The 24,057-nt window shown below is 69.4% G+C and carries 18 protein-coding genes and 1 tRNA gene; 8 read left to right on the forward strand and 11 right to left on the reverse strand.

Features of this window, described 5'->3' with window-relative positions; translation table 11 throughout:
* Positions 1-1,077, reverse strand: coding sequence for an isoaspartyl peptidase/L-asparaginase (locus HFP89_RS07220; protein ID WP_240956165.1), 1,077 nt, complete (start codon positions 1,075-1,077; stop codon positions 1-3).
* A 193-nt stretch (positions 1,078-1,270) separates the two neighbouring features.
* Between HFP89_RS07220 and HFP89_RS07225 the strand changes: the two genes are divergently transcribed.
* Positions 1,271-1,672 carry an MAPEG family protein gene (locus HFP89_RS07225; protein ID WP_168716970.1) on the forward strand — a complete coding sequence of 134 codons (402 nt, stop codon included), beginning with the start codon at positions 1,271-1,273 and terminating at the stop codon, positions 1,670-1,672.
* Here the strand turns inward: HFP89_RS07225 and HFP89_RS07230 are convergent.
* Complete coding sequence (locus HFP89_RS07230) at positions 1,657-2,190, reverse strand: NUDIX hydrolase (RefSeq protein ID WP_168716971.1); 534 nt, start codon at positions 2,188-2,190, stop codon at positions 1,657-1,659. The genes HFP89_RS07225 and HFP89_RS07230 overlap by 16 nt on opposite strands.
* A 111-nt stretch (positions 2,191-2,301) precedes the next feature.
* Between HFP89_RS07230 and HFP89_RS07235 the strand changes: the two genes are divergently transcribed.
* Positions 2,302-3,768, forward strand: a complete 1,467-nt coding sequence (locus HFP89_RS07235; protein WP_168716972.1) for a hypothetical protein — start codon at positions 2,302-2,304, stop codon at positions 3,766-3,768.
* A 6-nt stretch (positions 3,769-3,774) separates the two neighbouring features.
* On the opposite strand, the gene HFP89_RS07240 is transcribed toward HFP89_RS07235, so the two are convergent.
* Positions 3,775-4,680: a 5'-3' exonuclease H3TH domain-containing protein gene (locus HFP89_RS07240; RefSeq protein ID WP_168716973.1), complete on the reverse strand. Its 906-nt coding sequence runs from the start codon at positions 4,678-4,680 to the stop codon at positions 3,775-3,777.
* A 324-nt stretch (positions 4,681-5,004) separates the two neighbouring features.
* Between HFP89_RS07240 and HFP89_RS07245 the strand changes: the two genes are divergently transcribed.
* Positions 5,005-5,775 carry an SDR family oxidoreductase gene (locus tag HFP89_RS07245; RefSeq protein WP_168716974.1) on the forward strand — a complete coding sequence of 257 codons (771 nt, stop codon included), beginning with the start codon at positions 5,005-5,007 and terminating at the stop codon, positions 5,773-5,775.
* 8 nt (positions 5,776-5,783) lie between these two features.
* On the opposite strand, the gene HFP89_RS07250 is transcribed toward HFP89_RS07245, so the two are convergent.
* Together HFP89_RS07250 and HFP89_RS07255 are read right to left on the reverse strand one after the other, a co-directional pair.
* On the reverse strand, positions 5,784-6,221 hold the full coding sequence (locus HFP89_RS07250) for a hypothetical protein (protein ID WP_168716975.1): 438 nt from the start codon (positions 6,219-6,221) through the stop codon (positions 5,784-5,786).
* A 22-nt stretch (positions 6,222-6,243) separates the two neighbouring features.
* Positions 6,244-6,612 (reverse strand): SirB2 family protein, encoded by a 369-nt coding sequence (locus HFP89_RS07255; RefSeq protein WP_168716976.1) that lies wholly within the window; start codon positions 6,610-6,612, stop codon positions 6,244-6,246.
* A 147-nt stretch (positions 6,613-6,759) separates the two neighbouring features.
* On the opposite strand from HFP89_RS07255, the gene HFP89_RS07260 reads away from it, so the two are divergent.
* Complete coding sequence (locus HFP89_RS07260; RefSeq protein ID WP_168716977.1) at positions 6,760-8,688, forward strand: acetyl-CoA hydrolase/transferase C-terminal domain-containing protein; 1,929 nt, start codon at positions 6,760-6,762, stop codon at positions 8,686-8,688.
* Between the two features lie 6 nt (positions 8,689-8,694).
* On the opposite strand, the gene HFP89_RS07265 is transcribed toward HFP89_RS07260, so the two are convergent.
* Positions 8,695-10,536: a sodium:proton antiporter gene (locus tag HFP89_RS07265; RefSeq protein ID WP_168716978.1), complete on the reverse strand. Its 1,842-nt coding sequence runs from the start codon at positions 10,534-10,536 to the stop codon at positions 8,695-8,697.
* Between the two features lie 80 nt (positions 10,537-10,616).
* Between HFP89_RS07265 and HFP89_RS07270 the strand changes: the two genes are divergently transcribed.
* Both HFP89_RS07270 and HFP89_RS16300 read left to right on the forward strand, forming a co-directional pair.
* A complete protein-coding gene (locus HFP89_RS07270) occupies positions 10,617-12,332 on the forward strand; it encodes a Zn-dependent hydrolase (protein WP_168716979.1) in 1,716 nt (571 codons plus the stop codon).
* Between the two features lie 30 nt (positions 12,333-12,362).
* Complete coding sequence (locus HFP89_RS16300; RefSeq protein ID WP_168716980.1) at positions 12,363-15,239, forward strand: diguanylate cyclase; 2,877 nt, start codon at positions 12,363-12,365, stop codon at positions 15,237-15,239.
* Positions 15,240-15,255: 16 nt separating this feature from the next.
* Here HFP89_RS16300 and HFP89_RS07280 read toward each other — a convergent pair whose 3' ends face one another.
* Positions 15,256-16,113: an alpha/beta hydrolase gene (locus HFP89_RS07280; RefSeq protein WP_168716981.1), complete on the reverse strand. Its 858-nt coding sequence runs from the start codon at positions 16,111-16,113 to the stop codon at positions 15,256-15,258.
* Positions 16,114-16,130: 17 nt separating this feature from the next.
* Complete coding sequence (locus tag HFP89_RS07285) at positions 16,131-17,219, reverse strand: phospholipase A (protein WP_168716982.1); 1,089 nt, start codon at positions 17,217-17,219, stop codon at positions 16,131-16,133.
* Positions 17,220-17,315: 96 nt separating this feature from the next.
* Between HFP89_RS07285 and HFP89_RS07290 the strand changes: the two genes are divergently transcribed.
* Positions 17,316-18,188 (forward strand): hypothetical protein, encoded by an 873-nt coding sequence (locus tag HFP89_RS07290; protein WP_168716983.1) that lies wholly within the window; start codon positions 17,316-17,318, stop codon positions 18,186-18,188.
* An 80-nt stretch (positions 18,189-18,268) separates the two neighbouring features.
* On the opposite strand, the gene HFP89_RS07295 is transcribed toward HFP89_RS07290, so the two are convergent.
* Positions 18,269-18,343: transfer RNA gene (locus tag HFP89_RS07295), tRNA-Val, on the reverse strand.
* Positions 18,344-19,467: 1,124 nt separating this feature from the next.
* On the opposite strand from HFP89_RS07295, the gene HFP89_RS07300 reads away from it, so the two are divergent.
* Complete coding sequence (locus tag HFP89_RS07300) at positions 19,468-19,746, forward strand: hypothetical protein (protein ID WP_168716984.1); 279 nt, start codon at positions 19,468-19,470, stop codon at positions 19,744-19,746.
* Between the two features lie 172 nt (positions 19,747-19,918).
* Here the strand turns inward: HFP89_RS07300 and HFP89_RS07305 are convergent, their stop codons facing one another.
* Both HFP89_RS07305 and HFP89_RS07310 read right to left on the reverse strand, forming a co-directional pair.
* Positions 19,919-22,942 carry an efflux RND transporter permease subunit gene (locus tag HFP89_RS07305; RefSeq protein WP_168716985.1) on the reverse strand — a complete coding sequence of 1,008 codons (3,024 nt, stop codon included), beginning with the start codon at positions 22,940-22,942 and terminating at the stop codon, positions 19,919-19,921.
* Entirely contained in the window at positions 22,939-24,006 is a 1,068-nt protein-coding gene (locus tag HFP89_RS07310; RefSeq protein ID WP_168716986.1) for an efflux RND transporter periplasmic adaptor subunit, read from the reverse strand. Before HFP89_RS07310 ends, HFP89_RS07305 begins: the two co-directional genes overlap by 4 nt.
* Positions 24,007-24,057 lie beyond the last annotated feature (51 nt).

Genomic DNA, 24,057 nt, shown 5'->3' on the forward strand with positions numbered 1-24,057 from the left:
TCACTCGTCGCCGTAGATCGCGACGTCGAGCCTGCCGTCGACGCCGATCCGGGCCCGGTACATGCCCGGCGTGTTGAACGGCATCGCGATCCGGCCCCGCGCATCGAGTGCGATCACTCCACCGTCGCCACCGACCTCGGTCAGCAGCCCGTTGACGACGGCGTCTGCACTCTCGGCCAGGCCCTGGCCGGCCAGCGTCATGCCGGCGCAGATCCGGTAGGCAACGACATGGCGAATGAAGAACTCGCCGTGGCCGGTGGCCGATACCGCGCAGCTGGCGTTGTCGGCGTAGGTCCCGGCACCGATGATCGGTGAGTCGCCGACCCGGCCGAACCGCTTGTTGCTCATGCCGCCGGTCGACGTTCCGGCCGCCAGGTTGCCGTGCGCATCGAGGGCGACCGCGCCGACCGTCGAGTACCACGGCGCTTCGTCCTGCCGCGCGGCGCCGGCCTCGGCCGATCGCAGCCGCTCGAGCTGCTCGCTGCGGAACGGGGTGATGAACCAGTCGTCGTCCTTGAACTCCAGCCCGGCGCGCCGGGCCCAGTCTTCCGCCCCGCGACCGACCAGCATCACGTGCGGCGAGTCTTCGAGCACGGCCCGCGCGGCCAGGATCGGATGGCGGATGCCGCGCACGCCGGCCACCGCACCGGCCTCGAGGTCGTGGCCGGTCATCAGCGAGGCGTCCATCTCGACCCGCCCCTCGCTGGTCAGGACGGCGCCGCGTCCGGCGTTGAACTCCGGCGCATCCTCCAGCAGGGTGATCGCGGCGGTGACCGCGTCCAGCGCCGTGCCGCCTTCGCGCAGTACCGCATGACCGGCCCGGGCGGCCTCGGTCAGCGCGGCGCGGATCCGCGCTTCTCGCTCGGGCGTCATCGCTTCGCGCGAGATCGTTCCGGCGCCGCCGTGGATGGCAATGGCCACAGGACTCGCTGCGGGTGCATCGCCGGCCGGCGCCGCGTCGGCCGCTGCGCCGGATCCGGGGACCAGCATCGACATCAGCAGCGCAAGGGCCGGGGCGAGCAACGGCGCACACGGTCGGCGCGGCGGTCGGGGGGTGGTCAAGAATGCAGCGGGCATGGGCAGTCTCCTGAGCGCAACGAATTCGCGTGACGCAAGTGTAGAACACGGCCATCGCGGTCGTCCGGACTCCTCCGGGCCTGGCTCGACGACCAGCGGTCCGGGTCGTCAAGCGCTGCGCCGACACGATCGACAACGTTTCGTTCCGGCAACCGGCGTACACTTGCGCGCACATCGAAACAGGCGGATGCCCATGACGCCGACCATCACACTGTTCTACGCCGGGCTTTCGGCCCTGATTCTTCTCGGCCTGTCGGCGCGCGTTGTCGCGCTGCGCCGCAAGCACCAGGTCGGCATCGGGACCGGGGCGATCAACACCCTGGAGCGGGCGGTCCGCGCCCAGGCCAATTTCACCGAATACGTCCCGCTGGCGCTGCTGCTGATCGCGCTGCTCGAGCTCCAGGGCGTTGCCGGTGCGGTCGTGCACGCGCTCGGCGCGCTGCTGGTCATCGGGCGCGTGCTGCACGCGCTGGGACTGAACCGCTCGGCGGGCACCTCGATGGGCCGGCTGGTCGGCACGGTGCTGACCTGGCTGGTCCTGCTTGCCGGCGGGGCGGCCGCACTCGGCGTCGCGCTGATTCAGGGGCTGGGCTGAGCCAGGCCGGACCAGTACAGCGCGAACCAGATCTTGGGGTCGACCGCCGCGCCGGCCTCGACCCGATCGAGCAGCCAGTCGTGCACTTCAGCGCGCGGGATCCGGTGCACCGTGATGTCCTCGCTGGCGTCGCCGCCACCGTCGGAAACCCGCTCGAGCCCGGAGGCGCGGAAGAACACCGCGCACTCGTCGGTCATTCCTGCCGAGGTCGGGCAGCGCATCAGCAGTTCCAGCCGCCCGGCCCGGTAGCCGGTTTCTTCCTCGAGTTCGCGGGCCGCGGCCTCGCGTTCGGGCTCGTCGGCCTCGCCGGGCCGGTCGCCGACCAGCCCGGCCGGCAGTTCGAGACAGCGCTGGCGAACCGGTTCACGGTACTGCTCGACCAGCAGCAGTTCGTCGGCCTCGGTCCAGGCGATCAGGACCACGACCGTGGGGTGGACGCGCGTGGCAAACTCCCACCCTGAGCGCTCGCACAGGCGCAGGTAGCGGCCGGAATGAAGGGTTTCGGCGGTGTCGACCATCGGCGGGTTCTCGATCCATCGAGGGAACATTGTCGCACGCGCATGGTCGCAGCACCGTCCGCGCCGTGCATCGAGGCGGCGCATTCGAATTCATCGCAACGAGGACGACCGTTGAACCCACGAATCGCAATCCGCACCCCGCTGGCGCTGCTGGTGCTGGCCGCGCTGCTGCTGAACGCCGGCCCGGTTCCGGCCCAGCTGGCCCCGACCGCCACCCCGCCGACCGAGCTCAAGGACATGGGGCCGGGCGGCTCCCAGGTCGAGCTCGGCCGCTGGCTGACCCAGGCCGCTTCGGCCTACCAGGAAAACGACTACGATGCCTGGGTCCGGGCGCTGGAGCGGCTGCATTCGCTGCGTCCCTACAACGCCGACTTCATGCGCCAGCTCGTCGAGGGCTACGCCCGGATCGGTGATCGGTCCAAGGCCTTCAACATGATGCTCAGGATGCAGCAGCAGGGCCTGAGCGAGGACTGGAGCGCGGTCGACGGGCTGGATTCGATCCGGCCCTACCCGCTGTACGGACACCTGAGCCAGTTGATGGGCGAGGCCGGCCAGCCCTTCGGCAACGCCCGACTGGCCGTGGAGATTCCCGGCGAAATCGCGATGCCCGAAGCGCTGGCCTTCGATCCGGCCTCCGAACGGCTGTTCGTCGGCACGGTGCGCGATGGCGCGATCATGGTCCGCGGTCCGGACGACGAGGGGTTCGAGACCTTCGCCTCGCCGGACACCGTCGACGGACTGATGGCGGTGTTCGACCTGGTTGCCGACCCGGCACGCGGGCACCTGTGGGTGGCCACCGGCAGCACCAGCCAGTACCGCGGCGCGACCTCGGCCAATTTCGGCCGGACCTCGCTGATCCGGCTCGACCTGGCCAGCGGCGAGAAGCAGGCCGAGTTCCGGGTGCTGTCCGACGGCAAGCCGCACCTGCTCGGTGCCATGGCGCTGGCCGACGACGGCACGATCTACGCCGCCGACAACCTGACGCCGTTCGTCTATCGGCTGGCACCGGGCGAGACCCGGCCTTCGGTGTTTCTCGGCAATCCGGTGTTCACCGGCTTCCGCGGCATCGCGCTGTCGCCGGATGCCGCCAAGCTCTACGTCGCCGACTACGAGCTCGGCCTGTTCGTGTTCCAGACCGACGGCGAGCGCCGCGGCCTGCCGCTGCCGGCGCCGGACACCCTGAATCTCGGCGGCATCGACGGCCTGTACCGCTGGGACAACAGCCTGGTCGCGATCCAGAACGGGATTTCGCCGGAGCGGGTGCTGCGGCTGGACCTGGACGCCAGCGGCACGCGGGTCGAGAGCGTCGCACCGCTGGTCGTTGCCGATCCGCGTTTCGATATTCCGACCTTCGGAACGCTGGTCGGCGACGACCTGCTGATGCTGGCTTCCAGCCATTGGGACAAGGTCAGCGCCCAGGGTCAGCCGGTCGGTGGACCGCTGCCACCGGTCGCGGTGCTGCGCTCGGCGGTCAACGAGGCGCAGAACCTGGTCGTCGGCCAGGAGATGCTCGAGCAGATGAAACGGCAGTACGAAGCCCAACGGGCCCGCGAAGACGCCGCTGACGGCGAGGGCTGAGCGTCGTCAGCCGCCGCGCGAAAGGCGGTGCAGGCGCTGCCTGAGCGTCTGTCCGAAGCCGAGCCCGTCGAGCAGCGCGTCCAGCGCGTCGGGGTCGGGCCGAGTCCGCTCGACCGCCGGGTCGGCCTCGACCCGCTCGATGACCGCATCCAGGCCGGTCAGCTGCCGGGCCAGCCGAACCGTGTCCTGGTGCGTGCGCAGCCGCGGGATCAGCGACTTCGCACCGCGCAGGGTCAGGAACTGTAGCTCGTCGAGCCGTGCATACAGCGCCTCGAGGGTGCCGAAATGGCCGAGCAGGGCCGCGGCGGTCTTCGGGCCGATGCCCGGCACGCCGGGAATGTTGTCGACCGCATCACCGGTCAGGGCCAGGTAGTCGGCGATCTGATCGGGCCGGACGCCGAAGCGCTCGTGGACCCCGCCGGCATCCAGCCGGTTGCGCCTCGCGAAATCCCACCACGCGTCGTGCGGGCCGAGCACCAGCTGGGCCAGGTCCTTGTCGCCGGTGACCACGCAGATCGGGTGGCCGCGTTCGCGCCAGCAGCCGGCCAGCGTGGCGATCAGGTCATCGGCCTCGAAGCGATCGTCGACGTAGACCGGCAGACCCAGGCTGCGGGCCAGGTCCTTGCACCAGGCGAACTGCTGTTCCAGCTCCGGCGGCGCCGGATCGCGGTTGGCCTTGTAGTCCGGGTAGAGTTCGTTGCGGAACGACGAGGCCAGCGACTCGTCGAAGGCGACCGCGACGTGGCGCGAGCCGGTTTCCTCGAGAAACTCGCACAAGAAGCGGGCGAAGCCGTACACGGCATTGGTGGGCCGGCCCGACGGATCGCTGAACGCGTCGGGCATCGAGTACCAGGCGCGGAACACGTAGATGCTCGCGTCGACCAGGTGAACGGGGGGATTCGAAGCCGGCATGAGCGCATTATGCCCGCCCGGCCCCCGTTGCCGGCCGCTTCGCGCAGTCCCGGGTAGCCTGCCGACCGTGAACCGAAACCACGGATGAATGCAAACGGATGCCGATGAACTCGGATAAGCGCACATGCACAGGCGGGCCTGGAGCGGCCGCGCCCCGGCGAACCGATACCGGCCAGCCTTCGCCAGGCAGAGCCGGTCTTCCACGGTCGGGATTCCATCCTCGCGATCGGCTCGACTGCGGGCGGGCGGATTCCGCGCGAACGGGTCCGGCGAGTTCACTCGGCGCCACGCAGATGCAGACGATCCTGAAGCGGAGCAAGACAGATGAGCGATGAACCGACGAGCTCGTTTCCCGGCGACGGCGCCGCGCTGGTGCAGGGGGCCAGCCGCGGCATCGGCTCGGGATTCGTTCAGGCGCTGCTCGACGGCGGACGGTTCGAGCGGGTGATCGCGACCTGCCGGAACCCGGACGCGGCCGATGCGCTGAACGCGATCGACGATCCGCGCCTGAGCGTGATCGCGCTGGACGTTGCCGACGAGGCATCGATCCGGGCGGCTGCCGAGCGGGTCCGGGCGCTGGATCTGCCGCTGCGCCTGCTGCTGAACGTCGCCGGCGTGCTGCACGATTCGGTCGCTTCGCCGGAGAAGAAGCTCGAGGACCTGGACGCCGAGGCGCTGCACCACGTATTCGCCGTCAACGCGATCGGCCCGGCCCTGATGCTGAAGGTCTTCCGCCCGCTGCTGGCGCGGCGGGGACGGGTGGTGGTCGCGGCGCTGTCGGCACGGGTCGGTTCGATCGGCGACAACCGGCTCGGCGGCTGGTATGCCTATCGCGCCTCGAAGGCGGCGCTGAACCAGCTGCTGCGCACCGCGGCGATCGAGCTGGGCCGGCGCAACCGAAACGCGATCGTCGTGGCGCTGCATCCGGGCACCACCGATACCGGCCTGTCGAAGCCGTTCCAGGCCAGGGTGCCCGACGAGCAGCTGTTCCCGGTCGACCGGACCTGCCGCCAGTTGCTTGCGGTCATCGACCGGCTCGACGAGGGCGACAGCGGCGGGTTCAGGGCCTGGGACGGCTCGCGGATCGACTGGTAGGCCGTCGCTCAGCTCAGCGGATCGATCTCCGGCGGCGGCGCGGCGCGTTCGGCCGGGCAGAGGAACGGCTCGCCGTCGCGGCGGCCATGATAGAGATGGTCCTCACCGTCCACCGACAACCGGATCCAGACGCCGGGGACCAGCGCCTGGGTGTACATCATGCCCGGCTCCGGGCAGCCCATCGCCCCGTTGGGCCAGGTGACCGCGCGCCGCTCGAGCACCTCGACGCGGGCCTCGGCCACGCCGAGTCGCCGGGCCAGGTCGGCCCGCGCCAGGGCGGCGGCGCGTTCGATCGGGTTCGCCGGCGGCGTCGGGTCGGACGGCGTCTCGGTCATCGCCGGTTCGCGGCCGCCGCAGGCGGCAAGCACGGCGGCGGCCAACAGGACCGCGATGAGCGCGGCCCGAGCCGGCAGGCCGGGGCAGGGTCGGGGTCGGGGTCGGTCCATGGGCGTCTCCGGATCGGCGGCATCAGAACGGTTTGTACACGGCCAGTGCCACGATCGTAACGTAGACGCCGAGCGCAAGCAGGTAGACCAGCACCGCGCGTTCGCGTCGTTCGATCCGGAAGGCCGCGATCCCCAGCCCGATGTAGACCACCAGCAGGATCAGCTTCAGGCCCAGCCAGCCGGCCTCGGGCAGCGAATGGCGGAAGTGCAGCCAGAGCCCCACACCGGAGGCCAGCAGCAGCGTGTCGACCAGGTGCGGCCCGACCCGGACCGCCGGATGATTCAGCGGCCGGTCCAGCACGCGGCGGACGAAGCCGCGCAGCGCGAAGCCCAGCCCGCTGAACGCGGCCAGCAGGACATGGAGGGACTGGAGCAGCTCGATGGGGCGCACGGGATCGATCCGGACGGCGGGGCGTCGATTCTACCCCGACGATTCCAGCTCAAGGACTCCGGCCGCATGCACCGGGTACGCTGCGCAGCCCCGCGCGGTACGACAGTCTGGGACAATCGGAGCCCGGCCCCCCGTCTCCGTTCCGTCATGGCGAGTCAAGCACAGGTCCCCGAACCGTCGATCGATCCGCTGCTCGACGCGCAGGTCGAGGAGATTCTCGAACGCGTCGGCCGGCGCCTGGTGGTCGGTCTGCCGCTCGGCCTCGGCAAGCCGAACCGGCTGGTCAACGCGATCTATCGCCGGGCCTGTGCCGATGCCTCGATCGACCTCGAGTTCGTCACGGCCCTGTCGCTGGACCCGCCGCGGCCCGGGCACTGGCTCGAGGCGCGCTTGATGGCGCCGATCCTCGAGCGGCTGTTCGGCACCGACTACCCGCGGCTGGCCTATCTGGCCGACGCGCGCGCCGACCGCCTGCCGGGCAATGTCCGGGTCACCGAGTTCTACTTCCAGTCGGGCGCGGCGCTGGCCAGGCCGGCCCTGCAGCGCCACTACATTTCGTCGAACTACACCCACGTGGCGCGCGATCTGGTCGACCGCGGCGTGAACGTCGTGCTGCAGCTGGTCGCCCGGGCCCCCGACGGACGATTGAGCCTGGCCTGCAACCCGGACGTGACGCTGGACCTGATGACGCGACTGGCCAACCGCCCCGACCACCGGGTGTTCGCGATCGGCCAGGTCCACCCCGAGCTGCCGTTCCTGCCCGGCGATGCGGTGGTCGATGCCGACTTCTTCGACCGCCTGATCGAGCACGATCCCGATCAGCGCCTGTTCGCGCTGCCGCGCGGCCCGGTCTCGATCCAGGACCACGCGGTCGGCTTCCACGCCTCGCGGCTGATCGCCGACGGCGGCACGCTGCAGATCGGCATCGGCAGCCTGTCCGATGCCCTGGTTCACTGGTTGATCCTGCGCCACCGGCGCAATGCCGACTACCGGTCGCTGGTCGATGCCGCGCCGAAGTCGGGCTCGGCCGCGCTGGGCGACGACGCTCCGTTCGAGGCCGGGCTGTACGGCGCCAGCGAGATGTTCATGGACGGGTTCATGCACCTCTATCGCGCCGGAATCCTGAAGCGCGAGGTGTTCGACGACCTGACCGTGATGCGCCGTGCGAATGCCGGCATGGCCGTCGAGGGCGCGGGCCGCGGCGCGTTGATGGACGGCGGCTTCTACCTGGGCAGCCGCGCGTTCTACGATTTCCTGGCCGGTCTCGACGATGCCGAACGCGAGCGCTTCCGGATGCATGGTGTGAGCCGCATCAACCAGCTCTACGGCGGCCGCGAGGCCCTGGAGCTCGAGCAGCGCCGGCACGCCCGGTTCGTCAACACCTGCATGATGATGACCGCGACCGGCGCTGCGGTCTCCGACGGGCTGGCCGACTACCAGGTGGTGTCGGGCGTGGGCGGTCAGTACAACTTCGTCGCCATGGCCCATGCGATGGACGACGGCCGCTCGGCGCTGATGCTGCGCGCGACCCGCGAGCGCAAGGGGCAGACCACCTCGAACATCGTCTGGCAGTACCCTCACCAGACCATTCCGCGCCATCTGCGCGATCTGGTCGTCACCGAATACGGGATCGCCGACCTGCGCGGCCGCACGGACGAGGAGTGCATCCAGGCGATGCTCTCGATCACCGATGCCCGCTTCCAGGACGAACTGGCCGACCAGGCGCGGCGGGCCGGCAAGCTCGATCCCGCCTGGCGGATTCCGGAGGCCTGGCGCGCCAACCTGCCGGAGGCCCTGGAACGCCGGTTCGGCACCGCCCGGGGGGCGGTGCCCAGCTACCCGTTCGGCAGCGATTTCACCGAGGTCGAACAACGCCTGATCCCCGCGCTGCAGTGGGTCAAGGCCCGGTCGCGTTCGAAGTGGCGGGTGCTGGTCGAGGCTCTGCGCGGTGGCCGGGGCGACCACTCGGCCGAGCTGGCCCGGCTCGGCCTGGACACGCCCGAGTCGATCGGCGAGCGGGTGACGGCGCGAGTGGTGGCGCGCGCGCTGGACGAAACCGCCGACGCGGTGCGCTGATCCGGGTCAGTCGTCCCCGGCCGGCCCGTCCTCTTCCGGGTTGCTGTCGGCGGCGCGTGCAGCGTCATCGTCGGGCGCGAAATACAGCACGGTCCAGCCGGCCGAAGGCTCGAAGGCCTGTTCGTCGGAATACAGCCGGAGCTGACCGTCGGGCCCCAGCGCGCCGAGCAGCAGCCAGTCGTCGACCGGTTCGCCCATCCGGTCGACGAAATCATCGAGACCGTACTCATCGGTCAGTCGGGTGGTCTGGATCGTCCAGCCGGCGTCCAGGCGATCGACCAGCGTCTCGAAGCGCGCCTCGCCGTCGAACGCGATCTGGCCGCGCTGCTCGACGTTGAGCTGGCGCGATTCGTGGTCACCGTCTTCATGGGTCGCCAGCTGGAAGGTGCGGTGGCGGCCGAACTCGTGGCCCAGCGCCTTGCAGACCAGCGCGTTGTAGAAGTCGTTGTCGGTCGCGCACAACAGGTGGCCGAGGTGCTGGTCCTCGAGCTCCAGTTCGGCGTGTTCGGACAGGATCTCGCCGTAGTAGGTCTCGATGCCTTCCATCCGCGCTTCGCGCAGTCGACGGAACGACCCGTCGACGATCATTGCCTCGTACTCGTGCTGTTTCAGCGTCGATGCCAGCGCCACCGACCAGCGCGATGCGCCGACGATCAGCAGGCCGTTGGCGTGCTTCGCGGCCAGGTCGAGCTTCTGCCCCAGCCAGCCGAGGGTCAGCCCATGGGCCAGCACGGTGATGAGGATCACCGCGAACACCACCGGCAGCAGCAGTTCGGCGTCGGCGTGGCCGGCGGCGACCAGGTCGGGCCCGAAGATGCCCGCGGTGGCCGCCGCGACGATCCCGCGCGGCGCAATCCATGCCAGCAGCCAGCGATCGTTGCGCTGGATCGGCGCCCCGATCGTGCTCAGCAGGATGGTCACGGGTCGCAGCACGAACAGCACCACCAGCAGCAACAGCACGATGCGGAGATCGATCATCGCCAGCGAGTCCAGGGTCAGCTGGCTGGGAATGACGATGAACAGCACCGACAGCAGGATGATCGTGAGGTTTTCCTTGAACCGCTGAAGCTCGGCCCGCTCGCCCAGCGGCAGGTTGCCGAGCACCACCCCCATCACCGTGACCGACAGCAGGCCGGCCTCGTACTGGTAGGCGTTGCCGGCCTCGAACACCACCAGCACCAGGACCATCAGCAGCGGCGGCTTGAGGTGCTCGGGGACCCAGCCGCGCTGGAACGCCAGGCCGGTGATCCAGCCGGCGGCTGCGCCGAGACCGCCGGCGACAACCAGCGCCGAGCCCAGCGCGAAGGCGGTTTCGGCCAGCGTTTCGCCTTCGACCGTGAAGTACTGGAACGCCAGCACCGCCAGCAGCACGCCGACCGGGTCGTTGACGATGCCTTCCCACTTGAGCAGCGATGCGCTGCGGTTGTTCAGCCGAGCCTGGCGCAGCAGCGGCGCGATCACGGTCGGGCCGGTCACGACCAGGATCGCGCCCAGCACCCAGGCCACCGGCCAGCTGATGCCGCCGACGTAGTGCGCGGCGAGCGCCCCGAGAATCATCGCGATCGGCGGTGCGATCAGGGTCAGCCGGCCGATGCCGTGGCCGACCCGGCGGAACTCGCCGAGCTTCAGGTCCATGCCGCCTTCGAACAGGATGATCGCCACGCCCAGGCCGATCATGCTGGTCAATTCGTCGCCCGTCATCGAGAACTCGACGATCCCCAGCGCCGGGCCGAGTACCAGGCCGGCGGCGATCAGGACCACGATCGCCGGCAGCCGCAGCCGCCAGGCCAGCCATTGGCTGGCCAGTCCGGCCGCCAGGATCACGAGCGTCAGCGTGGCAGTCTCCATCGTGCGGCTCGGGGCGCTCGATTGGCGCGTGCGGGGGGATGACTTAGAATCGCACGATCGCCGCGATGGATGCAAAACCGATGACGTTCCTGCGCACGCTGCCTGTTTCGCTGCTCGCCCTGGGCCTGGTCGCCTGTTCCGAGCCTGCCGAGCCGCCGGTTCCGCCGGCCGCCGAGCCGACCACCGAGTCGACCACCGATGCATCGACCCGCCCGCCGGATGCACTGGCCGGCAACGGTCCCGAGCTGCTCGTCGACCGCGACCGCCTGGGCATCTATCACCCGGTCGAACTGACCGCCGACCTGTCCGGTCTGAGCGACGATCAGCGCGAGATGCTCCGACGTCTGATCGAGGCCGGTTTGCTGATGGAGCGCCTGTTCTGGCGCCAGGCCTTCGGTGACCCGACGCCGCTGCGCGAGGCCATCGACGATCCGGAGCTGCTTCGCTTCGTCGATCTGAACTTCGGCCCCTGGGATCGGCTGAACGGCAACGCGCCGTTCCTGGCCGGGTACGGCCCGAAACCACCGGGCGCGCGGTTCTATCCCGACGACATGACGCGCGAGGAATACGCGGCGTGGAACGAGCCGAACAAGGACGATCCGTACAGCCTGGTTCGCCGCGACGAAGCCGGCGAGCTGGTGCTCGTGCCCTACCATCAGGCGTTTCCGGTCGAACTCGGCCGGGCCGCGGTATTGCTGCGGCAGGCCGCCGCGCTGGCCGAGTCCGAGGCCTTCGCGACCTACCTGGCGCTGCGCGCCGATGCGCTGCTGACCGGGGACTACCGGCCGAGCGACATGGCCTGGATGGACGTGCGCGACAACGACATCGAGCTGGTCTTCGGTCCGATCGAGAACTACGAGGACCAGTTGTTCGGCATTCGCACGGCCTTCGAGGCCTTCGTGCTGATCAAGGACCGCGCCTGGTCGGAGCGCCTGTCGCGCTATGCCGAACTGCTGCCTGCGCTGCAGCGCGGCCTGCCGGTCGACGAGGCCTACAAGGCCGAGCAGCCGGGCACCGATGCCGACCTGAACGCCTACGACGCGATCTTCTACGCCGGCGACGCCAACGCCGGTGCCAAGACCATCGCGATCAACCTGCCGAACGACGAAGCCGTCCAGCTGGAGAAGGGCACCCGTCGGCTGCAGCTGAAGAACACCATGCGGGCCAAGTTCGATCACATCCTGGTGCCGATCGCCGAGCTGCTGATCGACGAGCGGCAACTGCCCAACATCACCTTCGACGCGTTCTTCGCCAACGTGATGTTCCACGAGGTCGCGCACGGGCTCGGCATCAAGTTCACCATCGACGACGGTCGCCCCGTGCGCGCGGCGCTGGCCGAGCATCAGTCGGCGATCGAGGAAGGCAAGGCCGACATCCTCGGCCTCGACATGATCGAGCAGCTGGTCGCGATGGAGGAATGGGACGGCGAGCTGATGGACCACTACGTGACCTTCCTGGCCGGGATCTTCCGTTCGGTCCGGTTCGGGGCCTCGTCGGCGCACGGCCGGGCGAACATGGTGGCGTTCAACTGGTTCCGCGAAGCCGGCGCGTTCCGCCGCGATGCCGACACCGGCCGCTACACGGTCGACCGCGCGGCCTTCGAACAGGCGGTCAACGGCCTGTCGAACCGCATCCTGACCCTGCAGGGCGACGGCGATTACGAGGCGACCGGTGCATTTCTCGAACGCTACGCGGTGATGCCGGAGCAGCTTGCCGCCGACCTGGCCCGGGCCGAAGCCTCGGGCATCCCGGTCGATATCCGGTTGATCCAGGGACCGGACCTTGTCGGTCTCTGAGTCGATGTCGCAGGTCGCCCGTCGTTCGCCGTGGTCGTCGCGCCGTTGATCCGCGGCCTGCTTCTCGCCGCGGCGCTCTGGACCGGCGCCGCGCCGGCCTCGACGCTGACCGGACAGCCGGTCATCCAGCGCTTCACGCCGGATCTCGACGTCTATCCGTCGTCGTTCGCGGTCGCCCAGGACGAAGCCGGCATCGTCTACGTCGGGGGCGTGGACGGCCTGCTGTCGTTCGACGGCAGTCACTGGTATGCGCACACCCGGCAGTACGACGATTTCGTCCGCTCGCTGGCCCTGGACCCGGCGGCACGGCGTCTCTACGTGGGCGGCTACGATGCCTTCGGCTATTTCGAAACGCCAGTGGCGCCGAACGCCGAGTTCGTCGACCTGACCGAACGGGTGGCCCCGGAGGATGCCGAGTTCGCCGATGTCTGGGCCGTGCTGGTCGCGCCGGAAGGCATCTTCTTCCAGGCGCTCAACCACCTGTTCCGCTACGATCCGGTCGCCGACACGCTGGAGACGTTTCGCCATCCCGGACGATTCGGCGCGATCGCCCGCTTCGACGGCGAGGTGGTCGTGCAATACCGCGGCGAAGGCCTGCGGCGCTGGACCGGGGCCGGCTTCGAGCCGATCCCGGGAACCGGATCGCTGAGCGAGCAGATCTTTCAGCTGGTACCGCTGGACGACGGCGGGGCCCTGACCTTTTCGCGCGACGGGCGTTGGCTGCGGGTCGGTGCCGACGGTGTGACGCCGTTTCCGGTGCCGCCCGGCCTGCCGGCATCGAGCGAGTTCAGCACCGCGATGCCGACGCCCGAGGGGCGGATCGCGATGGGCAACCGCTTCGGCGAGGTCTGGTTCCTCGATCCGGGCACCGGCGCAAGCGAGGCGGTGCGGGTGTCGACCGACTGGATCTCGGGCCTGGCGGCGTCGCCGGAAGGCGGCCTGGTCATCCAGACCGATCACGAGACGCTGCACCTTCGCTGGCCGTCGCGCTGGACCCGGCTGGGACCGGCCGATGGGCTGAGCGGCATGATCCACGAGGTGCTGGAATGGAACGGTCGCTGGATCGCGATCACCAACGCCGGCGCGCTTGCCCGTTCCGCCGACGGCGCGGGCTTCGAACCGCTGGGCTGGACCGATTTCGAGGCCTGGGACCTGCTTCCGCTGGGCGACGGCACGGCGCTGTTCGCCGAATCCTACGTGCTCAAGCACGTCGACGCCGACGGCGTGCTGCGTGCTTTCGACACGATCCAGTATCCGCGCATCGTGCTGGCCAGCCGGGCCGAACCGGGCCTGTACTACGTCGGCACCGAGTTCGGGCTGGCGGTGCTGCGTCGCGACGGCGAAGCGTGGTCGGTGCTGAAGGGCAACGACGACGAGGCCGAACTGGTGGTCTCGTTGTACGAGCTCGGGCCGGGCGAGGTGCTGGCCGGTACCGATACCGACGGCCTGCAGCGGCTCCGGCTCGATGCCACCCGAACGGCCTATGCCGAACGGGCGGTGTACGCTGAGGACCGCATCGACTACGGCCCGTATTCGAGCGCCGAACTGGTCACGATCGACGACGAGCCGCACGTCGTCACGATGGGGGGAGTCTGGCGCTACCGGGATGGCGACCTGGTTGCGCGCGATCTCCCGGGCTTCAATGAACTGCGGCGCGACTCGTTCCTGTCGCTGAACCAGTCGCCGGACGGCACCCTGTACGCGTGGGACGAGCGTCGACTGTTCCGGTTGCGGCCGCCGAACGTCTGGCAGGAGTTCGATATCGCCCCGGTGATGCGGGGCGCGCTGGGCTCGCTGACGCACGATTCGGAGGGTCGGTTGCTGATCGGGATGCTGGGCAGCCTGGTGCTGCACGACCCCAGCGCTCCGGTTTCGCCCCACCCCGGGCTGGCCTCGATGCTGCGCAGCGTGACCTATCGCGACGGCGAGACGCCGGAGCGTTTCCTGGATCTGGAGCAACATCACGCACTGGAGCCGGCGGGTCGGTTCGCGCTTCGGTTCGAGTTCACGCTGCCGGGCCTGGACGGTCGCGACGATATTGCCTACCAGGCGCGATTGACCGGCTTCGAAACCGGCTATTCCGGCTGGTCCAGCACCGACCACTGGACGTATTACGACCTCGAGCCCGGGGTCTACGCGTTCGAAGCCCGCGCCCGCGACGCACTCGGACGGATCACCGTGATCGACCCGTTCGAGTTCGAGATCGTCCCGCCCTGGACCCGCAGTGCCTGGGCCGAGGGTCTGAAGGTGGCCGGCCTGGGCGTGGTGCTGGCGCTGCTGGTCTGGCTGCTGATGCGGGCCCGGCTGTGGCGACTGGAGGCCGAGCGCCAGCGCCTGAGCGCGATGGTCGATGAGCGCACCCGGGCGCTGGAGGCGGCGAATCGGCAGCTGAAGGTGCTGGCCGAAGTGGACGACCTGACCGGCGTGGCCAACCGCCGCCGGCTCGACGCCTTCCTGCGACAGGCGCTGGATCGCTGCCGCCGCCGGCACCGGCCGCTGGCCGTCGCGCTGGTCGACCTCGACCGCTTCAAGCCGTTCAACGATCGGCACGGCCACCTGGCCGGCGATCGCGCGCTGCGCAGCGTCGCCGAATCCCTGGATCGCGTGTTCGGCGACGACGAGCGACTGGTCGCGCGCTTCGGCGGCGACGAGTTCGTGATCGTGATGCCCGGGGTCGATCGCGACGAGGCCGTGGCGCTGGCCGAGCAGGCGCGTTCGGCGCTGAAATCGCTCGGGGTGGACCTGAAGTTCTCGATCGGCATCGCGGTGGCCGGCATCGGCAGCCGGCCGGAGCCGGCCGAACTGGTCGAGGCGGCCGACCGGCAGATGTACGTGGCCAAGAAGGCCGGGCGCGACGGGGTGTCGGTGACCACGCTCGAGCGAGCGCCGGGCGATTCGGCCGACTGACCGGGTCGGGTCGGCCTCACCGATCGAGCGGAGCGACCACCCGGCGGGCGATGGCCCGCGCCGTGGCGTCGGGGTGCTGCATCCAGGTGAAGTGGTCGATCCGCTGGTGCTTGTCGCCGGCGGTGATCGTCTGGCGAGTGACGGTGCAGCGCGGCAGCTTGGCCAGCAGCCAGTCGGTCGATGCGGCCGGGACGAAGCCGTCGTGTTCCATGGCGATGACATGCACCGGCTTTTCGAGCGCGGCCAGCGTCGGGTCCTCGTTGCGTTCGGGGCGGCCCCAGGCGTAGCGCCCGCTGCGGCCGGTCCGGGCCCAGTCGATCATCAGCTGCCGGGCTTCGGTGCCGGCGAAGCCGAGCCGGCGCCCCGGGTAGTAACCGAACACCCGCGCGATGGCCGGCAGCAGGTGCAGCATGCCGAGCAGGCCAAGACCGGTGAACCGCGGGAAGCAGCGCCAGTACGGTGATCCGCCGGCAATGACCAGCAACCCGGCGATGCCCTCGGGGTGCCGGGCAGCCGCCAGGCAGGCCAGTTGCGAGCCGAGGCTGTGGCCGGCCAGCCACAGCGGTGCGCCGGCCGCCGCGCTGCGCGCGGTGGCCAGCGCGGCGGCCAGGTCGAGGTCGAGCAGTTCGTCGTAGCCCCAGTCCACGCCGCGTCGGGCACGCCACGACGAGGCCCCGTTGCCGCGCCACTCGTGGATCAGCAGCCTGAGGCCGCGGCGCTCGAGCGCGTGACCGAGCGGGATCAGGTTGCGTGCACTGATGCCCATGCCGGGCAACAGCAGCACGGTCGGCCGGCCGGCCGGGCCGATCTCGATGACTTCGAACCGGTGACCGTCCGCGGCTTCGACGGGTAGGGCGCGCTGATCGTGGGCCATGCGACTCCCCGTGCGAGCTACTGGACCAGCGAGATGCCGAGGCCCACCGTGGTCTGTCGGTGGTTGTAGTCGATCAGGGTTTCGCCGTAGCCGCTGAACACCTGCAGGTAGGCCTTGAGATCGCCGTACAGCGGGTAGTGCCAGTCGAACTGCATCGCGCCGCGGCGCTCGCCGGGCGCCCAGCGGCCCATGATGCCGAAGTCGTGCCGGCCGCGCGACCAGTCCAGCCGGATGTCGCCCCAGCCCATGTAGTCCTCGATGTCGGGATTGTCTTCGCTGCTCTTTCGGATCTCCCACCACGGCCGGACCACCAGTCGCAGGTCATCGCGCTCGAAGCCGAACGCGGCATAGACCCGGTTCCAGCTGCGCGACAGCGGGTCGGCGCGGCCGTTGGACTGGTGGACGAAGCCGAGGTTGACCATCTGCCAGCGCCAGCCCAGCAGGTCCAGTCCGGTCCGGACGCTGGCAAACAGTTCCGGTGCGTAGTTGGTCTCGCGGAACGGTTCGGACTCGATCGAGTTGTAGGCCTGCCAGTTGGATTGCTGGGTGTAGGCGGCCCACAGGTCGACGTTGTCGCCGATCAGGTTGTCGGCAAGCTTGGTCTTCAGGCTGAGCTGGAACTTGATCTCGACCGGGTCGAGGTTGCGTCGCTCCGGCGGGAGCGCGCCGGGCAGATCGACGAACGGTCGCTCGTTCGGGCGGGACGACCAGCGGCCCGGCAGCAGATAGACCGGCTCGTGCCGCCGGACGTGGAGCAGGCCGCCGTGCGTTGCATCGTCGAGTTCGTGTTGGCGGACCATCCGGCTGCGCGATAGCGGCGTGTCCTCGATCGCCGCGAACGACCGGGCGTTCGCGGAGACAATTTCACGGCGGTCCGACTCGGAGGGCTCGGACTGCGACGTGGCCCGCTGCGGCGTCCGGGTCACGCTGGCGCCGGGCAGGGCGTCGTAGCATGCCAGGCGTCGCTCGGGGTCGTCCAGCGCGCGGCAGGCGTCGACGGCTTCGTGCAACGAGGGCCGGGTCGAGGCCTCCCCGGTGACGGTGCACAGCGCGAGGAAAACGACCAGCGCCGGGATGACAGGCCTGTTGCAAAACGGGCGGTGCATGGAATACCCTCGAAGAGCAAGCCCCATATTCTGCATGATCACTGGGAACCATTCGCCAAAAACCATTCGAGTGCGAACCACCCGAGGGAGAACACCATGATTCGCAAGGGACTTATCGTTGCCGCAGTGGCCGCTGCCGCTACCGTGGCCTGGGCACAGGAAGCCAAGGAACCGCCGCCGTCCGGCAACAGCGTCGGCCCTGACCGTGGCGTGATTTCGGACAACTTCGGCTACACGTTCACCGATTCCGCGTCGGGCGACTGCGCATTCGATTTCATCGACATCGCCTCGACCGGGGCCAGCGTCGTTGCACCGGGGGTCGACGACGGTGCGTCCGCGCCGGTCCCGATCCCGACCGATTTCGATTTCTATGGCACCCAGGTCACCGACCTGGTGATGGCGTCGAACGGCTACCTGTCGACCGACCCGACCGATACCGGACCGGACCTGTCCAATGACTGCCCGCTGCCGGCAGCGCCCAGTTCGGGAGGCGGCGCCCGCATCTACCCCCTGAACGACGACCTGGTCGCTACGGGCGGGGGCTTCTACGAGTATTTCGCCTCCTGCCCGCGCGCTTCGGACCAGTTTCCGCTCAACGGCCTGGGCTGCCACGTGTTCCAGTGGGAAGGCGCGACGCACTTCGGCGGCGGCGGTCCGTTCACCTTCCAGGTCGTGCTGTACGACGAAAGCTACGAGATCGTCTTCCAGCACCTGGGGGGCAACTCCGAGGAAGGCAGCGGATCGACGACCGGCATCCAGAACGCCGCAGCCGACGATGGCCTGACCTACGCCTGCGACACGGCGGCGACGATCGTGGCCGATTCGGCCCAGTGCTTCATCCACCCGGCCCCGTCCGCCGTCGGCATCGGCGAGCAGGCCATTCCGACGATGAGCCGGACCGGCCTGATCGCCATGGTCCTGGTGCTGATGGCGCTGGGCGGGATCGTGCTGGTGCGCCGCGCCGGCTGATCCGCCGGGCCGCATCGCCGCTCGATCCGATCGAGCACGAAAAAAGCCCCGACCGCCGCGGTCGGGGCTTTTTCGTTGTCTGGTGGGCGATGCTGGGTTCGAACCAGCGACCCCTGCCGTGTGAAGACAGTGCTCTCCCGCTGAGCTAATCGCCCGAGCCGCGTAGTGTACCCGAACCCGCCGCGCCGGGAAACACCCTCGATCGCCGGGCGCGCCGGTCAGCCGGCCCGCATCACGGCCCGGTAGGCGGCCGGAATCACCAGCAGGGTCAGCGCCGTCGAGGCGATCAGGCCGGAGATGATCGCCCAGGCCATCGGTGGCCAGAGGGTGGGACCGTACCTGGTCCAAGAAAGCCAGCTATTCGCCTCGCTGGGGGCTATTGAAGGAGCCGCGTGGACTTTATTGATCGACTCCCATATGAAAGTGTAGCGTCCATTTGGGGTGTTGATTAGTGTTGCCATTTGGAGTAGGAGGATCAAAACTGACGGTTAGTGCCTATAACGATTTGGACTCAGTCAGTGTTTTCGCGGGTGCTGAATGGTTCGCCATGCAGTGCTCGGTCGCGATGTGCTTGATTGTCGCGCTTCCAACAATTTCGCTTGGTCAGTGCATTCCAGCTACCCACCCGACGGAACCGACTGGGAACTCTACAGCCAGTACTGCAGTTTGGACGGAAACGAACTGGGAGTCCTGGTATCAGTCGATGGCCACCCTCGTGAATTCAGGTGTCGATCCGGAAGGGGTCTATTGGCTTCTGCGGCACGACGTCGATCTGCTCTCTACCGCGGAGCCGCTGCTTGCCACCATTGACTTTCCGCCCCCGCCCGGTGGCGTAAACCCCGGGCCCGGCGGGGGCGGTCTTATCGTCAACGGGGAATTGGACGCTCCAGGAGCGAATCAGCTTCGCTTCACCTCGGGGGGACCAGACGATCGAAAGCTGTTACATGCCCGCTCAACGAGAAAGCTTGATCCGTCTACACGGAATCGATCCAGCCACCTTTCCTCAGGGCATATCAGTTGGTGTCCCACCTGGATGGCTTGGCCCCGGCTTGGTCGCATTGGGTAGAAGCCTTCGACGTGTTCCTCATCCGTATGCTCGAGCAGCTGCCGGCGCACTTGAAGATGCTGGAGCAGTGCTGTCTCTCTGGTGGGCGATCTTTCACGGAGAGGATGACGAGGAACAAGACGATGAGTAAACCCGCGTGCTGCTTGATGCGAAGCCTGGGGCGTGAGGGCAGCATTTGACCACTGGCGGCTTACGAGGCGGAGGTCGACTTCGATGAACCTGAGAAAACTCGCGAAGCAGTGGGCTCTTTTACAAGTGAAAGGAGGCGCACGGAGTCCGGGTCGGGCCGTCAGCTCGATCGTCAAGGGTCTGATTTTCGTGGGGCTTCAGTTCGTGATCGACGCGCCAGGGTTTTTGCTGGGCTTCATCGGATTGCTTTTCCTGGTTGATGGCGTGTGCGAATTCGAACGAGCGGGCTTTCTTCTTCTTCTGGACGAAGTCGACGACGATTCAAACGGTCGATCGGCGTCGGACGAGGTTCGAGAACAATGATGAACGCCGCCGAATGGATCGGAGCGGCCTCTGCAGGCCGCAGAATCGACTGCGGCCAGCCCCATCTCCCGCATCGCGGCCAGTCGCGCAATGCGGGCGGATTCTTCGGTTGGGCGGCGTGATGTGCTTGTTCGCGGGCCGGTAGAGACTGCGGATCGGAAGCCGGTCGAGATCATTCCTGCCCAGGGATTCGGTACACCAGCCGATACAGCGCCGGAATCACCAGCAGGGTCAGCGCCGTCGAGGCGATCAGTCCCGAGATGATCGCCCAGGCCATCGGCGGCCACAGCGTCGATTCGGTCAGGGTCAGCGGCAAGAGGCCGAGCACGGTGGTGGTCGTGGTCATGACGATCGGCCGGGTCCGGCGCTCGATGGCCGCGCGGATCGCTTCGTCGATCGTCCGTCGATGCTCGGTCCGTTCCTGCTGGGCGCGGTCGAGCAGAACGATCGCATTGTTGACCACGATGCCGACCAGCGCGACCACGCCGAGCATCGCGGTAAATCCGAACGGCTGGCCGGCCAGCAGCAGCCCCGGCACCACGCCGACGGCGGCCAGCGGCACCGAGACCAGCACCAGTGCGGTCAGGCGGAAGGAATTGAACTGCCAGAGCAGGAAGGCCAGCAGCAGCACGATACCGACCGGCAGGGCCGAGAACAGCGCGGTGTTCGCGTCGCCGGCTTCGGCCGCTGCGCCGCCGATCACCAGTTCGACCGTGTCCGGCAGCGACGCCTCGCGCATCCGCGCCTCGAAGGCCTCGAGCACGGTGTAGACGGTTGCGCCCTCGGCGGTCTCGGCCAGCACCGCGGTCAGCCGGCGCAGGTTGCGGTGTTCGATGACGGCCGGCTGGAAGGCCAGCGTCGGGCGTACGAACTGGGCCAGCGGAATGCGCCGGCCGTCGGCGGCCTGAACTTCCAGGCCGGCCAACGCCTCGGCCGCGAAGCGCTCGCCCTCCGGGGCGCGGATGCGCATGTCGATCGGTTCGCGGCCGTCGCGCCAGACCGAGAACGAGCGGCCCAGCGTGGCGTCGGCCAGCAGTCGCGAAATCTCGGCGCGCGAGACGCCGAAACGGGCCGTCTCGGCGGTGTCGATCGCGAAATCCAGCGTCGGCATGCCGGTGCCGAGCCGATGGCGGACGTCCTCGGCGCCGGGCACCGAGCGCAGCACCCGCATGACGGTCAGGGCGGCCTCGTAGAGTGCATCGGGGTCGTTGCCGAACAGCCGGATCTCGATCGGCGCCTCGATCGGTGGGCCCTGGCCCAGTCGATGGGCGATGACCTGCGCTTCGGGGATCGCCAGCGGCGCATCGCGGCGCAGCTCGTCCATCAGCGCGGGCAGGTCGCGCTGGTCGCGCGAGATCACCACGAGCCGGGCCCGGTGGGGCACCGCCGGGACCTCCATCAGGTTGTAGAAGAAGCGCGGGCCGCTGGCGCCGGCGAACACGTGGACCGCCTCGACGTCGTCGCGCGCGCGCAGCGTCGCGGCCAGGCCGGCGGCCTGCAGCGCCGAGTGTTCGGTCCGCGTGCCCTCCGGGAAGTGCAGGTCGACGATCAGCTGGTTGCGGTCGGTCGACGGAAAGAAATCACGCGGCAGCAACTGGGTCAGCAGCCCCGAGCCGATGACCAGTGCCAGCGCCACGGCCAGGATCGTGCCCGGCCGCCGGGTGGCCAGGTCGCCGAGCCGCCGGCCCAGCGCGGCGAACGCGTGCGAGCGCCGATCGGCGTCGGTCCTGGCCTTCAGGACCATCGAGCCGGACAGCGGCGTGACGATCAACGCGTAGACCAGGCTGACCGTGAGCACCAGCATGACCATGATCGGAATGCCGCGGGTGAAATCGGCGGTGTCGCCGCGCGACAGCAGCAGCGGGGTGAAGGCCGCCAGCGTAGTGCCGGTCGCGGCGGTCAGTGGCCCGGCCAGCTCGCGCACCGCGGCGGCCGAGGCCGCGGCCCGGCGCAGCCCGCGGTCGAGGTGGTACTGCAGGTTCTCGGCCATCACGATGGCGTTGTCGACCAGCATGCCCAGCGCGATGACCATGCCGGCGATCGCCATCTGGTGCAGTACCCCGCCGCCCATGGCGAACAGCGCCAGTGCGCTGAACGTGACCAGCGGCAGCAGGCTGGCGACCAGCAGGCCCAGCCGAAATCCCATGAACAGCAGCAGCACCAGGGCGACGGTGGCCACACCGATGCCCAGCGAACGGCCCAGTTCGGACAGCCGCTGCTCGACCCAGCGCGGTTGGTAGAACATTTCCTCGATCGCCAGCGGCGCATAGCTCGGCCGGAGTTCGTCGACGAGCGCGCGGACCTGGCGACCGAAGTGGACCGCGTTGACCGTGTCGTCCGGGATCACGATGCCGAGGCCGACCGCGGCGCGGCCGTCCATCCACATCCGCTCGGTGGCCGGTTCGCTCGGCACGACCCGGACCGAGGCCAGCTCCGACAGCGGCACCAGGCTGCCGTCGGCAAGCCGGATCGGCGTGCCGGTCAGCTCGCTCAGCGATTCGAAGTCGCTGGCCGGATTGATCAGCAGCGAGCGGCCATCGACATCGAGACTGCCGCCGGCGACGGTCTCGTTGCGCTCGGCCAGTTGCTCGATCAGTGCGCCGGGCGACAGCTCGGCGGCGCTGGCCCGGGCCGGGTCGATGCGGACCAGCAGCTGTTCGCCGGGGTCGGCCAGCAGCTCGATGCGAGCGATGTCGGTGATCCGGAACAGGTCGCGCCGGAGCTGGCGCGCGGCCTCGAGCAGCTCGAGCAGGTCATCGGAACCGGTGATCGCCAGCACGATGCCGTGGGCGTCCATCGAGCGGTCGTCGAGCCGGGTCTCGCCGGCGTCGGGCGGAAAGCGCGCCTCGGCGCGGTCCAGCGCCACCCGGACCCGGTCCCATGCTGTATCGGTGTCGTAGACCGACTGGTCGAGCCCGACGGTGAGGACCGCCACGCCGAGCCGCGCGGCACCGATGATCTCGACCACGTGCTCGACCTGGGCCAGCTCTTCCTCGAGCGGATCGAGGATCAGGCGCTCGACCTCGGCCGGCTCGGCGCCCGGCCACTGGACGACGACCTGGGCATAGCGGTACGGGAAGAACGGGTCCTCCTGGCGGTCCATCGTGAACCAGGCCAGCGCGCCGAGCAGGGACAGCAACAGCACGGTGGCCAGGACCAGCCGGCGCCGATCCAGCGCAGCGCGGATCCAGCTCACTCGGTGCGCCCGGCGTCGAGCAGCCGCACCGGCTCGCCGTCGAGCAGCTGGGCGTGGCCGCTGACGATGACCGGATCGTCGACGGCCAGGTCGCCGAACACCGTCGCGTACCGGCCCTGCAGACGGCCGACGTCGACGGCGACGTGCTCGGCCCGGCCGTCCCGCACACGGACCACCCGACTGACCCGGGTGCCGGGGTTGAGGACGGCCGCCAGCGGCACGCCAACGCCGGCCGGCGCAGCGAAGGCCAGCTCGACGTCGACCGCATCACCGGGAACGAGCTCGGCATCGGCGTCCAGCGCCAGCACCGCCGGCGCGGTCCGGCCCGGCGCGGCCTGGCCCAGGCCGGTCAGCCGCGCGCCGAAACGGCGGCCATCGTCGATCCGACGCACCGGGCGGTCGAGTGGATCGCGCAGGGTCGCTGCGCGGTGCGCGGGTAGCCGGATCTCGACTTCCAGGGCATCGGCATCGGCCAGGTCCAGCACCGGCTGGCCGGCCGCGGCGAAGTCGCCGGGCTCGAGGTGCAGCTCGCTGACCCGGCCGGCGAACGGCGCGCGCAGGCCGGCCTCCTCCAGCTGGGCCACCGCTTCGTCGAGCCGCGCGCGGGCCTGGTCCAGCGCCGCGGCGGCGGCGTCACGCTGGGCCCGGACCTGCTCCAGTTCGTCCGGTGCGATCAGCTCGCGTTCGACCAGTCGCCCGAGTCGTTCGGTATCGCGCTCCAGCTGATCACGTCGCGTCTCGGCTTCGGCCACCGCGGCGCTCGCAGCGGCCACGCCCGGCTGCAGCGCGGGATTGTGCAGCACCGCCAGCAGCTGGCCGGCGGCAACCCGTTCGCCGCGCTCGACGCGGCGTTCGGCCAGGTAGCCGGACTGCAGGAAGGCCAGCGAGGCACGCTCGGTGGCCCGGACCACGCCGGGAAAGCGAACGATGTCCACGGCCGGCAGTTCGATCGCCGGTTCGACCCGAACCGGGCGGGGCGGAGGCGGGTCCGCCTCATCGTTCGGCGGTCCACTGTCGCAGCCGGTCGCCAGCAGCGCGATCGAAAGGGCGACGAGACCGTTCACTAGCAGTCCGCGGAGCGGGCCTGGCAACAAACTGGCCGGCCGGTCAGTAGC

It is taken from the genome of Wenzhouxiangella sp. XN79A (assembly GCF_012272825.1).
GTDB lineage: Bacteria > Pseudomonadota > Gammaproteobacteria > Xanthomonadales > Wenzhouxiangellaceae.